The organism is Nonomuraea sp. NPDC052265 (assembly GCF_044547985.1).
Lineage (GTDB): Bacteria > Actinomycetota > Actinomycetes > Streptosporangiales > Streptosporangiaceae > Nonomuraea.
On record NZ_JBIUBJ010000004.1, the window covers coordinates 259,268 to 272,051 of the forward strand.

At 73.4% G+C, this 12,784-nt stretch carries 10 protein-coding genes; 9 read left to right on the plus strand and 1 reads right to left on the minus strand.

Features of this window, described 5'->3' with window-relative positions:
* The first annotated feature begins 2 nt into the window (after positions 1 to 2).
* The 9 genes from ACIHAD_RS14835 (at position 3) to menC (ending at position 9,765) form a co-directional block, all read left to right on the plus strand.
* Positions 3 to 1,583 (plus strand): ABC transporter substrate-binding protein, encoded by a 1,581-nt coding sequence (locus ACIHAD_RS14835; RefSeq protein ID WP_397354946.1) that lies wholly within the window; start codon positions 3 to 5, stop codon positions 1,581 to 1,583.
* Positions 1,584 to 1,595: 12 nt separating this feature from the next.
* The gene (locus tag ACIHAD_RS14840; RefSeq protein ID WP_397354947.1) at positions 1,596 to 2,711 is read left to right on the plus strand and encodes an ABC transporter permease; all 1,116 of its coding nucleotides are present in this window, start codon (positions 1,596 to 1,598) and stop codon (positions 2,709 to 2,711) included.
* Positions 2,708 to 3,568 (plus strand): ABC transporter permease, encoded by an 861-nt coding sequence (locus ACIHAD_RS14845; RefSeq protein WP_352328927.1) that lies wholly within the window; start codon positions 2,708 to 2,710, stop codon positions 3,566 to 3,568. The genes ACIHAD_RS14840 and ACIHAD_RS14845 overlap by 4 nt, the downstream gene beginning before the upstream one ends.
* Positions 3,565 to 4,371 (plus strand): ABC transporter ATP-binding protein, encoded by an 807-nt coding sequence (locus tag ACIHAD_RS14850; protein WP_397354948.1) that lies wholly within the window; start codon positions 3,565 to 3,567, stop codon positions 4,369 to 4,371. The genes ACIHAD_RS14845 and ACIHAD_RS14850 overlap by 4 nt, the downstream gene beginning before the upstream one ends.
* Entirely contained in the window at positions 4,371 to 5,273 is a 903-nt protein-coding gene (locus ACIHAD_RS14855; RefSeq protein ID WP_397354949.1) for an ABC transporter ATP-binding protein, read from the plus strand. Before ACIHAD_RS14850 ends, ACIHAD_RS14855 begins: the two co-directional genes overlap by 1 nt.
* Positions 5,270 to 6,274, plus strand: a complete 1,005-nt coding sequence (locus tag ACIHAD_RS14860; RefSeq protein ID WP_397354951.1) for a M24 family metallopeptidase — start codon at positions 5,270 to 5,272, stop codon at positions 6,272 to 6,274. The genes ACIHAD_RS14855 and ACIHAD_RS14860 overlap by 4 nt, the downstream gene beginning before the upstream one ends.
* A 45-nt stretch (positions 6,275 to 6,319) precedes the next feature.
* A complete protein-coding gene (locus ACIHAD_RS14865; protein WP_397354952.1) occupies positions 6,320 to 7,897 on the plus strand; it encodes a Na+/H+ antiporter in 1,578 nt (525 codons plus the stop codon).
* Between the two features lie 70 nt (positions 7,898 to 7,967).
* Positions 7,968 to 8,522 (plus strand): acyclic terpene utilization AtuA family protein, encoded by a 555-nt coding sequence (locus ACIHAD_RS14870; protein WP_397354953.1) that lies wholly within the window; start codon positions 7,968 to 7,970, stop codon positions 8,520 to 8,522.
* 142 nt (positions 8,523 to 8,664) lie between these two features.
* Positions 8,665 to 9,765 (plus strand): o-succinylbenzoate synthase, encoded by a 1,101-nt coding sequence (gene menC / locus ACIHAD_RS14875; protein WP_397354954.1) that lies wholly within the window; start codon positions 8,665 to 8,667, stop codon positions 9,763 to 9,765.
* A gap of 107 nt (positions 9,766 to 9,872) precedes the next feature.
* Here the strand turns inward: menC and ACIHAD_RS14880 are convergent, their stop codons facing one another.
* Positions 9,873 to 12,689, minus strand: coding sequence for a glycoside hydrolase family 2 TIM barrel-domain containing protein (locus tag ACIHAD_RS14880; protein WP_397354955.1), 2,817 nt, complete (start codon positions 12,687 to 12,689; stop codon positions 9,873 to 9,875).
* Positions 12,690 to 12,784: the final 95 nt, after the last annotated feature.

Genomic DNA, 12,784 nt, shown 5'->3' on the forward strand with positions numbered 1-12,784 from the left:
CCATGGCGACACGCTCGCAGACGGCGGCAGTGCTGCTCGCCGGTGCGCTCGCCCTTGCCGCCTGCGGAAGCGGCGGCACCTCGCAGACCCCGGCGGCCTCCGGTGGCGGTGGGAAGACGCTCGTCATCGACACGTCCTTCGACCTCAAGACGGCCGACCCGGGCCGCACCTACGAGCCGACCGGGCTCATCGTCGGCAAGGCCGTCTACGAGACGCTGCTGACCTTCGACGGTTCCGACGTGACCAAGCCGGTCCCGGCGCTGGCCGAGTCCTACGAGCTGAGCGAGGACGGCAAGACGCTGACGCTCAAGCTCAAGAAGGGCCCCACCTTCGCCGACGGCTCGCCGATCACCGCCGACGACGTGGTGTTCTCGCTCAACCGCGTGCGTGACATGAAGGGCACCCCGTCGTTCCTGCTGGACGGCGTCGAGGTGGCCAAGACCGACGACTCGACGATCACGCTGACGTCGAAGGCGCCGAACCCGGCGCTGCCCTACATCCTGCCGAACCCGGCGCTGGGCATCCTCAACAGCAAGGTCGCCAAGGAGCACGGCGCGACGGCCGACGCCCAGGACAAGGCCGAGCAGTACCTGAACTCGTCCTCGGCGGGGTCGGGGCCGTACACGATCGAGGCGTTCAACGTGAGCAGCCAGGTCACGCTCAAGGCGAACCCGAAGTACTACGGCACCAAGCCGGCCTACGACAAGGTCGTGATCCGCAACGTCGAGGCCGCCACGCAGAAGCTCAACGTGCAGCGCGGCGACAGCCAGGTGGCGCTGAACCTGTCCGGTGACCAGGTCACCAACATGCCCTCCACCCTCCAGGTCAAGAAGACCGCCTCGGCGAACGTCATCTTCCTGCTGGCCAACCAGGACTCGGGCGTCAGCAAGACCACGCCGAACGCCAAGTTCGTCGAGGCCGTGCGTAAGGGCGTGGACTACACGGGCCTGCTGGAGCTGGCCGGCGAGGGCTCGACGCAGGCGCCGGGCATCATCCCGTCGCAGCTGCTCGGCGCGCTGCCGCCCGAGCAGGCCCCCAAGCGGGACGTCGAGGGCGCCAAGGCGGCCCTGGCGGCCAGCGGCGTGTCGAACCCGACCGTCAAGCTGGAGTTCCCGAGCGAGCTGACCGTCAACGGCCTGTCGTTCCAGCCGCTGGCCGAGCGGATCCAGGCCAACCTCAAGGACGTCGGCATCACGGTGGACCTCCAGCCCGCGCCGGTGACGACCGCGCTGGACAACTACCGCAACGGCAAGGAGGAGATGGGCCTGTGGTACTGGGGTCCGGACTACCCCGACCCGAGCGACTACCTGGCCTTCGCGCCCGGCAAGACCGTGGGCCTGCGGGCCGGCTGGAAGGAAGGCACGGCCAAGGAGATCGAGGCCGCCGCTGACAAGGCCGCGACCGCGATCGGCGACGAGGCGCGCAAGACGGCCTACGCCGACCTGCAGACCAGGCTCAACGCCTCCGGCCCGTTCGTGCCGCTGATCCAGCCGAGCCAGAACATCGTGTCGGCCGCGTCCGTGACGGGCGTGGAGTACCACCCGGTCTGGACCGTGGACGTCGCCGACCTCGGCGCGAAGTAAGGAGACCGGCAGGTGTCCGACAACCAGGGCGCGGCGGGCTCGCCGCCGCGCCCCGGCGCCGGTCCCCCGGCCGGGGCCTCCGCCGCGGTGACGCGGCGGCGAGGGGTGCATCCGCTGGCGCGCTTCCTCATCCGGCGCATCCTCATCGCCGTGTTGCTGGCCTGGGGCATCACGCTCGTCACGTTCCTGCTGACCAACCTGGTGCCCGGCGACCCCGTGGCCGCCAACCTGGGCCAGCGGGCGCTGGGCGACCCGGCCATCGTGGCGCAGTGGCGGTCCGAGCACGGCCTGGACAAGCCGCTGTGGCAGCAGTACGCGATCTATCTGCAGGGCCTGGTCCAGGGAGACCTGGGCACCAGCCAGCAGAGCCACCGCCCGGTCAGCCAGGACCTGGCCGAGTTCGTCCCGGCGACGCTGGAGCTGGCGGGCGCGGCGATCCTGATCTCGCTGGTGCTGGGCGTGGCCTTCGGCGTGGTCGCCGCGCTGCGCAGGGACCGGCTCTCCGACCACGTGCTGCGGCTGGTCAGCCTGATCGGCATCTCGGTGCCGACGTTCTGGCTGGCGCTGGTGGCGTTCTACGTGTTCTTCTTCCGGCTGCAGATCACGCCGGGCAGCGGGCGCGTGGACGCCGCGCTCGGCTCGGCGCCGGCGGTGACCGGGCTGCAGACGGTCGACGCGCTGCTGGCGGGCCGGTGGGACATCTTCACCTCCGCCGTCGGCCATCTGATCACGCCCGCGCTGGTGCTGGCGTTGTACACGATCGGCCTGCTGACCCGCTTCACCCGTTCGGCGGTGCTGGAGGTGCTGGGGCAGGACTACGTCCGCGCGGCCCGCGCCAAGGGGCTGCCGGGCCGGGTGATCCTGTTCCGGTACGTGCTGCGTTCGGCGCTGGTGCCGATCATCACCGTGGCCGGTCTGGCCTTCGGCAGCCTGCTGTCGGGCACCGTCCTGGTCGAGGCGATCTTCGCCTGGCCCGGTGTCGGCCAGTACGCCTACAAGAGCGCCACCAGCCTCGACCTGCCCGCCGTGATGGGCGTCGGCCTGGTCGTTGGCGTGGTCTACCTGGTCATCAACCTGATCGTGGACGTGCTGTACGGCGTCATCGATCCCCGAGTGAGGCTGCAATGAGAGGCAAGGGGCTGCTGGGCAGGCTGCCCGAGGCGTGGCGGCAGCCGCTGGCCGTCGCGGGCGCCGTCCTGGCCGTGGCCTGGCTGGTGATCGCGCTGGCCGCGCCGTGGCTGGCGCCGCACGACCCGCTGGCCCAGGACCTGCCGCGGCTGGCTCCTCCGGGGCCCGGCCACTGGTTCGGCACCGACCAGCTCGGGCGCGACATCCTGAGCCGCGTCATGTACGGCGCGCGGGTGTCGATCCCGCTGACGTTGCTGCTGGTCGTGCTGTCGGTGCTGGTCGGCGGCCTGCTGGGGGCGTGCGCCGGGTACTTCGGCAAGTGGGTCGGCGAGACGATCATGCGGATCGCGGACCTGGTGTTCGCCTTCCCGACCGTGATCCTGGCCATGGTGGTGGCCGCGGCGCTGGGCGCGAGCCTGGGCAACGCGGTGCTGGCCGTGCTGGTGGTGGCCTGGCCCGCCTACGCCCGCGTCACCCGCGGCCTGGTGCTGGGCGTCCGCGAGCGGGAGTTCGTGCTGAGCGGGCGGCTGCTGGGCTTCTCGGTGTGGCGTTCGCTGCGGGTGGACGTGCTGCCGAACGTGACCGGCCCGATCCTGGTGCTGGCCACGCTCGACATCGGCACGGCGCTGCTGCTGCTGTCCGGCCTGTCGTTCCTGGGCCTGGGGGCCAAGCCGCCCTCGCCCGAGTGGGGCGCGATGGTGGCCTCCGGCGTCGAGGTCTTCGACAGCTGGTGGGTGGCGACGTTCCCGGGCCTGGCGATCCTGACCGTGGTGCTGGCGTTCAACTTCCTCGGCGACACGCTGCGGGACGCGCTCGACCCGCGGACGGCCCGCGCGATCAAGGAGCGTGCGTTGTGACGCTGGACATCACCGACCTGAAGGTGTCGATCCGCGGCAAGGAGATCCTGCGCGGCGTCGACCTGAAGCTGGCCGCCGGGCGCGTGCACGGCCTGGCCGGCGAGAGCGGGTCGGGCAAGACGATGACGGGCCTGGCCGTCCTGGGGCTGCTGCCGCACGGCGCGCGTGTCTCGGGCCGGATCGGGCTCGGCGAGCGGGACCTGCTGACGCTGCCGCCCAAGGAGCTCAACCGGGTGCGCGGCGGCGAGGTCGCCATGGTGTTCCAGGACCCGGCGACCAGCCTGCACCCGATGCTCACGATCGGCCGGCAGCTCACCGAGCACATGCGGCACCACCTGGGCCTGGGCAAGGCCGAGGCGAAGGCGCGGGCGGTCGAGCTGCTGGGCAAGGTGCGCATCCCGGGCGCCGAGGAGGCGTACGGGCGGTTCCCGCACCAGTTCTCCGGCGGCATGCGGCAGCGCATCGCGATCGCGATCGCGCTGGCCTGCTCGCCGAAGGTGCTGATCGCCGACGAGCCGACGACGGCGCTGGACGTGACCGTGCAGGCGGGCGTGCTGCGGCTGCTGCGCGGGCTCTGCGACGAGCTGGGCCTGGCGGTGCTGCTGGTCACGCACGACCTGGGCGTGATGTCGGCGGTCGCGGACGAGGTGAGCGTGATGAAGGACGGCCTGGTCGTGGAGACCGGGCCGCGCGGGCGGGTGCTGCGCGACCCCGAGCACCCCTACACCCGCGCGCTGCTGGACTCGCTGCCTGATTCTGTGCCTGATTCTGTGCCTGATTCTGCTTCGGACGTGGAGGGCTGATGCTGGACATCGAGGACCTGGTCGTCGAGCACCGCTCCCCCGGGCGTCCGGTGGTGCGGGCGGTGGCGGGGGCGAGCCTGACCGTACGGGCGGGCGAGGTCGTGGGCCTGGTCGGCGAGTCGGGGTGCGGCAAGTCCACCCTGGCGCGGGCGGTCTGCGGGCTGAACCCGGTCACGCACGGGTCGATCGCGTTCGAGGGGCGGCAGGTCACGCCGCTCGGCCTGCGGCGCAGGAAGCTGACGGGGATCCAGATGGTGTTCCAGGACCCGTACGCGTCGCTGAACCCGCGGCGCCGGGTGGGCGACCAGATCGCCGACGGCCTGCGCACCGCGGACGACACCGGCACCGACCCGGCCGACCTGCTGGAACGGGTGGGCCTGCCGCGCGCGTTCGCGGCGCGGCACCCGCACGAGTTCTCCGGCGGCCAGCGGCAGCGCATCGCGATCGCCAGGGCCCTGGCGGCCCGGCCGCGGCTGCTCATCGGCGACGAGCCGATCTCGGCGCTGGACGCCTCCGCGCAGGCGCAGGTGGCCCGGCTGATGCGCGACCTCGCGGTGGACTCCGGGGCCGGGCTGCTGTTCATCAGCCACGACCTGTCGGTGGTGCGGCTGATCGCCGACCGGATCGCCGTCATGTACCTCGGCAAGATCGTCGAGGTGGGCGATACCGCCGAGGTATGGGACGACCCGAAACATCCGTACACCAAGGCGTTGCTGGGGGCCATCCCCAAGCCGGACGGGCTGGGCGTGCTGCCCGCCGAGCTGGCCGGAGACGTGCCGGATCCGGCGAACCCGCCGGGCGGGTGCCGGTTCAACCCGCGTTGCCCGCTGGTGATGGAGGTGTGCCGCGAGAAGGAGCCGGACTTCGGGCCGGTCGCCTGCTGGCTGCACGAGCCGGCGTGAGCCGGCGCCACGCCGCGCGGGTGGCGGCCGTGCGGCGGGCGATGGCCGAGGAGGGCATCGACGTTCTGGTGCTGCGGCCGTCGCCGGACTTCCGCTTCCTCAGCGCCGCCCGTGCCTCGCCGGACGGCGGTGCCGGGGAGGGCGTGTTCCTCGTGGTGACGGCCGACACGGTCGTCCAGACCCGCGATCCGGCGGGGCTGGTGCCCGCCTCCGCCCGCCGGGTGGGCGTGGACCCGGAGATGCGGGCGGGCGAGCTGTTCCGGCTGGCGATCGCCGCCGAGCTGGTGCCCGCCTCGGCGGTGCTGGCGCCGCTGCGGCTGCGCAAGGACCCCGCCGAGCTGGCGGCGCTCGGCCGGGCGGTCGCGGCGGCGGAGGCGGTGCTGGCGCAGGCGGGCGAGCTGGCCTGGTTCGGCGCGACCGAGCGGGCGATGGCGCGCCGGCTGCGGCTGCTGGCGCTGGAGTCGGGCTGCGAGGAGGTGATCTCGCTGCGCGTGTCGGCGGGCGAGCACACCGCGCGGCCCGGACACGTCCCGGGCGGGCGGGTGATCAATCCGGGTGACGCACTGCTGGTGTCGGTGTGCGGCCGCTGGGACGGCTACTGCGCCGAGGTGGGCCGGGTGTTCGCCGTGGCCGAGCCGCCGGAGGACTACGAGGCGATGTACTCGGTGGTGCTGGCCGCCCACCGCGCGGCCCTGTCGGCGCTGCGCCCCTCGGTCCCGTTCGCGGAGCTGGCCAGGACGGTGAACGAGGTGATCGACGCCAGCGGGTACGGCCGCTTCGCCTCCCTGCACGTGGGCCGCGGGGTGGGCCTCGGTCACGACGAGGGGCCGCGGGCGGGCGAGGAGGCGGTGTTCGCCCCGGGGATGACGTTCTGCCTGGAACCGGCCATCTACGTGCCCGATCTGTTCGGCGCGCGGGTGGCCGACGTGGTGGCCTGCACGGCCGCCGAGCCGGTGCCGCTGGGCACGAGCCCGCACACCCTGCACGTCCTCGACCGCTGAGGCGCCCCCGCATACGCTGGGTGACGACGATCACCGGGGGGCGTCGTGGACCAGTTCGTGCTGCTCATGCTGGTGCTGCTGGGCGCGCTGGTCACGGTTCCGCTGGGTGAGCGGCTGGGGCTGCCCGCGCCGGTGCTGATGACGTTGCTGGGCATCCTGCTGGCGGTGCTGCCGTTCGTGCCGAACGTGGACATCCCGCCGGGCATCGTGCTGCCGCTGCTGCTGCCGCCGTTGTTGTACGCGGCGGTGCGGCGGACGTCGTGGCGGCAGTTCGCGGCGAACTGGCAGCCGATCTTCCTGCTCGCCGTGGCGCTGGTGTTCGTGACGACGGCGGCCGTGGCGGCCACGGCGCACGCGCTCGTCCCCGGCCTGCCGCTGGCGGCGGCGGTGGCGCTGGGCGCGCTGGTCGCGCCGCCCGATCCGGTGGCGGCCACGGCGGTGGCCGGGCGGCTGGGCCTGCCGCGGCGCATGGTGTCGCTGCTGGAGGGCGAGGGCCTGTTCAGCGACGTGACGGCGATCGTGCTCTACCACGTGGCGGTGGCGGCGGTCGTCACCGGCGTGTTCTCCTGGCCGGGCGCGCTGGGCGAGTTCGTGTTGTCGGCGGTGGTGGCCGTGGCGGCGGGGTTCGCGCTGGGCTGGGCGGCCGGGCGGCTGATGGCGCTGCTGGGCGACGCGACGTTGCAGGTGGGGTTGTCGCTGGTGGTGCCGTTCGTGAGCTACGCGGTGGCCGACGAGCTGCGCGGGTCGGGCGTGCTGGCCGTGCTGACGACCGCCTTCTACCTCAGCGACCGCATGTCGGACGCCGACGACGTGTTCGGCCGCTTCGCCTCGGCGACGTTCTGGCAGGTGGTGGACACGCTGGTGACGGGCATCGCGTTCGGGCTGATCGGGCTGGAGCTGCACAGCGTGTTCGGCACGGTCCACGGGCGGCTGGGCGCGGTGCTGTGGTGGAGCACCGCCGTGGTGGTCGTCGTCGTGGGCGTACGGCTGCTGTGGCTGCTGCCGGCGGCGTGGCTGGCCAAGAAGGGGCGGCGCGAGGACACCGAGGTGCCGATGACCTGGCGCGAGACCGTCGTGATGTGGTGGGCGGGCATGCGCGGCGTGGCGTCCGTGGCGCTGGCGCTGGCCATCCCGCTGCGGATCCACGACGGGCGGCCGTTCCCGCAGCGGCCGGTGATCGTGTTCATCGCGTTCGGGGTCATCCTGGTGACGCTGGTGGTGCAGGGGCTGACGCTGCCGTGGCTGGTGACGCGGCTGGGCGTCAAGGCCGACACGGCGGCCGAGCGCGACCTGGAGAAGCGCCTGGCGATCCGGGCCGCCCACGCGGCCAAGCGGCGGCTGCGGGAGATCGACGAGGCCGAGGACCTGCCCGAGGAGGTGGTCGAGCTGCTGGGCCGGCGCATGATGGACCTCGGGCTGCGGATCAGCCCCGAGGCCGCCGACGACGAGCGGCGCGAGGCGTTCGAGCAGCGGGCGCAGCGGGCGCGGCTGGTCCGGCGGGTGCAGGAGGAGATGATGTCGGCGGCCCGGCAGGCCGTGCTGGACGCCCGCCGCGACCCGCGGGCCGACCCGCAGGTGGTCTCCCGGGTGCTGCGCGCCCTCGACGCCAGGAGCCTGCGCTGACCAGCACGGATCGGTCCCGAACGGTGTTGACGGTGTGTGATCGGGGGCCGCGCAGGGTAGTCATTTCCTTATGCTGCGGATCGGCACGCTGGGCTCCGCCCCGTCGGTCGGCGTCGTCGCCTGTGGATGGCACGACAGCGATCCGGGTCCTTTCACCACCGGCATCAAGCTGATCTACACCCTCGGTGGCCCGCTGCCGGAGCTGCCCGGGCTGCTGATCGCGCCCGGGGCCCTGCGGGGCGCCGAGCAGATCGCCGCCGCCCTGCTCCAGGGGCTCGACGTGGTGATCACCGAGCCCGCCTGCCCGGCCGCGCCCGTGGTGGCGGCCGGCATGTGGCACTACGGCTGGACCAGGCGCGACGTCTCGGCCCTGGCCGGGGCGACGGTCGCCGGCCTGGCGCTGGCCACGCAGCCGGGCGCGTGTGTGGCGGAGCTCGGGCGTGACGGCACCAGTTCGATCGACGGCCAGATGCCGGCCGCGTGCGTGCGCGCCCGCCTGGTGGCGGCGTTCTCCGGCGGCCGGTACCGCACGCCGGAGGTCACGGTGCCGCTGGAGGCGGTGCGGCTCAGCGAGGACACGCCGTGCCGGATCCGGATCGCCCGTACACCGGGGATCGTCGTCTGAGGGTGCGGTGGGGCTCCAGGACGGCTCTGGGGCTTCGGGACGAAGAACCGCCCGCCTTTGGTGGCCCGGCACGAATCCCGGCGACGCCGCATGTCGTACGGTCGCCAGGGAGCACCTGTGCGCCGACCGAGTTGGAGAGAGTGTGAAGATCACCGGAGTAGAGCTGCGCCGGATCGCGATGCCGCTGGTGTCGCCGTTCCGCACGTCGTTCGGCACCGAGACCGCCCGCGACGTCCTGCTGGTCAGGGTGGTGACCCCCGACGCCGAGGGGTGGGGCGAGTGCGTGGCCATGTCCGAGCCGCTCTACTCCTCCGAGTACGTCGACGGCGCCGCCGAGGTGATCCGCCGGTTCCTGCTGCCCGCCCTGCCGAAGAACGTGGACGCGTACGGGGTCGGCCGCGCCCTCGAACCGATCAAGGGCCACCGCATGGCCAAGGCCGCGCTGGAGACCGCCGTGCTGGACGCGCAGCTCAGGGCGTCCGGCGAGTCGTTCGGCCACTTCCTGGGCGCGGCCCGCGACCGGGTGCCGTGCGGGGTGTCGGTGGGCATCATGGACTCGATCCCGCGGCTCCTCGACGCCGTGGCGGGCTACGTCGAGGAGGGGTACGTCCGCATCAAGCTGAAGATCGAGCCCGGCTGGGACGTCGAGCCGGTGCGTGCGGTGCGCGAGCGTTTCGGCGACGACCTGCTGCTCCAGGTGGACGCGAACGCGGCGTACTCGCTGTCCGACGCCCGCCGGCTGGCCCGGCTCGACGCCTTCGACCTGCTGCTGATCGAACAGCCGCTGGCCAACGACGACCTCGTCCAGCACGCCGCCCTGGCCCGCCGGCTGCGGACGCCGATCTGCCTGGACGAGTCCATCGAGTCGGCCGAGCACGCGGCGGCCGCCATCGCGCTCGGCTCGTGCTCGATCATCAACATCAAGCCGGGCCGGATCGGCGGCTACCTGGAGGCCCGGCGCATCCACGACCTGTGCCGGGCGAACGGCGTGGCGGTGTGGTGCGGCGGCATGCTGGAGACCGGTCTCGGGCGGGCGGCGAACGTGGCGCTGGCGGCGCTGCCGGGGTTCACGCTGCCCGGCGACACCTCGGGCTCGCGCCGATACTTCGCGACCGACGTGACCGAGCCGTTCGAGCTGGTGGACGGCCATCTTCAGGTGCCGACGGGGCCGGGGCTCGGCGTCGAGCCGATCCCGTCCGTGCTGGAGGAGGTCACGACGTCCACGGAGTGGATCCCGCTGTAGGGCGTCCGGCCCGGGCGGAATGATCCGTTGCGCGGGCGTGCTGAGGGCCGGACGAGGGAGCGGGGCGAGGCCGGGGTCCCGAGGGCCCCGGCCTCTCGCGTGTGGGGTCAGGACGGGGTGAAGCGGAGGCGGAGGGTGGCCGGGGCGGCGCGCAGGTCGTACCGGGGCAGGGTGCCGGGGCCGCAGGTGGCGGTGCCGATGCCCTGCTGGGCGAGGTCCAGGTGGAGGTGCACCCGGTCCCCGGCCACCAGGTCGGGGCGGTGGCGGGCGGCCTCCAGCTCGGCGGTGCTCCACCGGCGCGCGGTCAGCCCGAACACCGGGTCGCCCGCGACCCGGAACCCGGGCGTGCCCGCCGGGCCGCCGAACTCGGCCCACCGCACGTCGGCGCGGTGCCCGTTCTCCTGCGGGTAGACGTAGGGCGTCTGGAGGTCGTCGATCGTGGCGCTCCAGCGGCCCACGCGGGCGGCCATGCCGGTGTCGGGGTAGGCCTCCCCCGGCCCCCGGCCGAACCAGGTGACGTGCGCGATCTCGCCGGGCAGCGCCAGGTGGACGCCCAGGCGCGGGATCGGGCCGGGCCACTCGCCCTCGGGCTCGACGTCCACGGTCAAATCCAGGGTGTCGCCGGACGTCGCGGTCCAGGTCCAGGTGACGCGCATGCCGAGGTCGGTGGCCGCGGGCGCGACCCTGGTCCGGACGGTGAGGCCGGCGCCGATCTCCACACCGTCCACGCGGTGGGTGAGGCGGTGCAGGCCGAGTCGCCGCCAGGTGCGGCCCAGGCCGCCGTGGCGGTCGTTGTCGGTGGGGGCGCGGTAGAGGTCGAGGCGCGGGCCTTCGACGTCGAGGCCGAACAGGCGTGCCGGCCGGCCGGTACGCGCGTCGAACTCGCCGCCGCCCAGCACCAGCCGCCCCTCGGCCGCCCCTTCGCGGGAGGCGGAGGTGGGCCTGCGGACAGGCCCGCGCCGGGTGGCCGGGGCGGGGGCCCGCAGGAGGGTCTGGGACCAGGCGAGTTCGTGGCCCGCGGAGGCCCAGGGCTGGTCGGCGGCCAGGGTCGCGCGGATCGTGAGCCAGTGTTCCCCCGTGCCTTCCGCGGGCGGGGGCGGGACGGGCAGCTTCACCTCGCCGCCGGACGGGGGCACCTCCAGCGGGAACCGCGCGACCGGGTTCCCGTCCTCCTCGACGACGGCCGAGAAGGCGAGGTGGGCCAGGTCGCGGAAGTCGTGCCGGTTGTCCACCCGCACCACGCCGTCGCCGAACGCGAACCGTACCGGCTCGAACACCTTCTTCAGGTCCAGCAGGCCCGGGGAGGGCGTGCGGTCGGGGAACACGAGCCCGTCGATGACGAAGTTGCCGTCGTGCACGGGCTCCCCGTAGTCGCCGCCGTAGGCGTACTCGTGGCGGGGGTGGGTCAGGCCGTGGTCGATCCACTCCCACACGAACCCGCCCGCCAGCCTCGGGAAGCGCTCGAACAGCTCCTGGTACTCGGCCAGGCCGCCGGGCCCGTTGCCCATGGCGTGGGCGTACTCGCACTGCAGGAACGGCATCGCGCGCCGCCGCGCGTCCAGGACGGGGTCGTCGAGCGGCTCCTCCTCGCCGCGGCCGATGGCCTCGACCTCGGCGTGGGTGGCGTACATGCGGGAGTAGACGTCGGTGTGGGCGCACGACCGGTCGCCCTCGTAGTGCAGGGGCCTGGACGGGTCGCGCTCGCGCGTCCAGCCGGCCATGACGGCCAGGTTGCGGCCGACGCCCGCCTCGTTGCCGAGCGACCACATGATGACGCTGGGGTGGTTCTTGTCCCGTTCGACCATGCGGCGCATGCGGTCGAGCAGGGCGTCGGCCCAGCGCGGGTCGTCGGTGGGGTTGCGGCGCCAGCCGACCTGGCCGAAGCCGTGCGTCTCCAGGTCGCATTCGTCGATGACCCACAGGCCCAGTTCGTCGCACAGGTCCAGGAAGTCGGGGTGCGGCGGGTAGTGGCTGGTCCTGACGGCGTTGACGTTGTGCCGCTTCATCAGCAGCACGTCCTCGCGCATGGTCTCGTACGGGACCGCGCGGCCGTGGTCGGGGTGGAACTCGTGCCGGTTGACGCCCTTGAGCAGCAGCGGGCGGCCGTTGGCCAGGAGCACGCCGTCCTCGACGGAGACGGTGCGGAAGCCGACGCGCAGCCGTACGGTCTCGTGCGGGGTGGTGAGGACGGCCTCGTACAGGCGGGGCGTCTCGGCGGTCCACGGCTCGGCCGCGACGGTGATCTCGACGCCGGGTTCCAGGTCCCGTACGCCGAGCTCGGGGACGCTCAGCCGGCCCTCGGCGGCCTCGAAGCTCAGCCGGCCGTCGTGGGAGGCGTGCACGAACACGTCGGCGGCCGACCGGGTGAGGGTGACGTCCCGGAAGATGCCGGGCAGCCACCACATGTCCTGGTCCTCCAGGTAGCTCGCGGCCGACCACTGGTGCACGCGCACGGCCAGCACGTTGCGTCCCGGACGCAGCCACGGCCCCGCGTCGAACTCGACGGGCAGCCTGCTGCCGGTGGAGAAGCCAAGCTCGTGGCCGTTCAGCCAGACCCTGGCGAAGGAGTCGACGCCCTCGAACCGCAGCCTGCCGCCGCTCCAGCCGTGGGGCAGGTCGAAGGCACGCCGGTAGTCGCCGGTCGGGTTCTCGCCGGGGAGGTGCGGCGGGTCCACGGGGAAGGGGTAGGAGACGTTGGTGTAGGCGGGGGCGCCGTGGCCGTGCAGGGGCCAGTGGGCGGGCACCGGCAGCTCGTCCCACGCGGAGTCGTCGAAGCCGGGCCGGGCGAAGTCGTCGGGGACGTCGGCCACGGGTGAGAGGCGGAAGCGCCACAGGCCGTCGAGGTCGAGGGCGGGGGCGTCGGAGCGGAGTGCCGCGCGGGGTTCGAGACGGCCCGAACCGGGGGCGAAGGTTTCGAGATCCATCCCTTCCGACACTAGAGGCCGGCGATGGTCCCGTCAGCGGCCCGCCGTCCGGTGGTGCTTGGACTTCCCTGCCGCCGTTGTTGGAGGAACGGAGG

Bases quoted from the DNA above. Each gene is read 5' to 3' on its own strand.
- ACIHAD_RS14880 (WP_397354955.1), bottom strand. From the start codon at position 12,689: ATGGATCTCGAAACCTTCGCCCCCGGTTCGGGCCGTCTCGAACCCCGC.
- ACIHAD_RS14870 (WP_397354953.1), top strand. From the start codon at position 7,968: ATGCTGCGGATCGGCACGCTGGGCTCCGCCCCGTCGGTCGGCGTCGTC.
- ACIHAD_RS14845 (WP_352328927.1), top strand. From the start codon at position 2,708: ATGAGAGGCAAGGGGCTGCTGGGCAGGCTGCCCGAGGCGTGGCGGCAG.
- ACIHAD_RS14835 (WP_397354946.1), top strand. From the start codon at position 3: ATGGCGACACGCTCGCAGACGGCGGCAGTGCTGCTCGCCGGTGCGCTC.
- ACIHAD_RS14855 (WP_397354949.1), top strand. From the start codon at position 4,371: ATGCTGGACATCGAGGACCTGGTCGTCGAGCACCGCTCCCCCGGGCGT.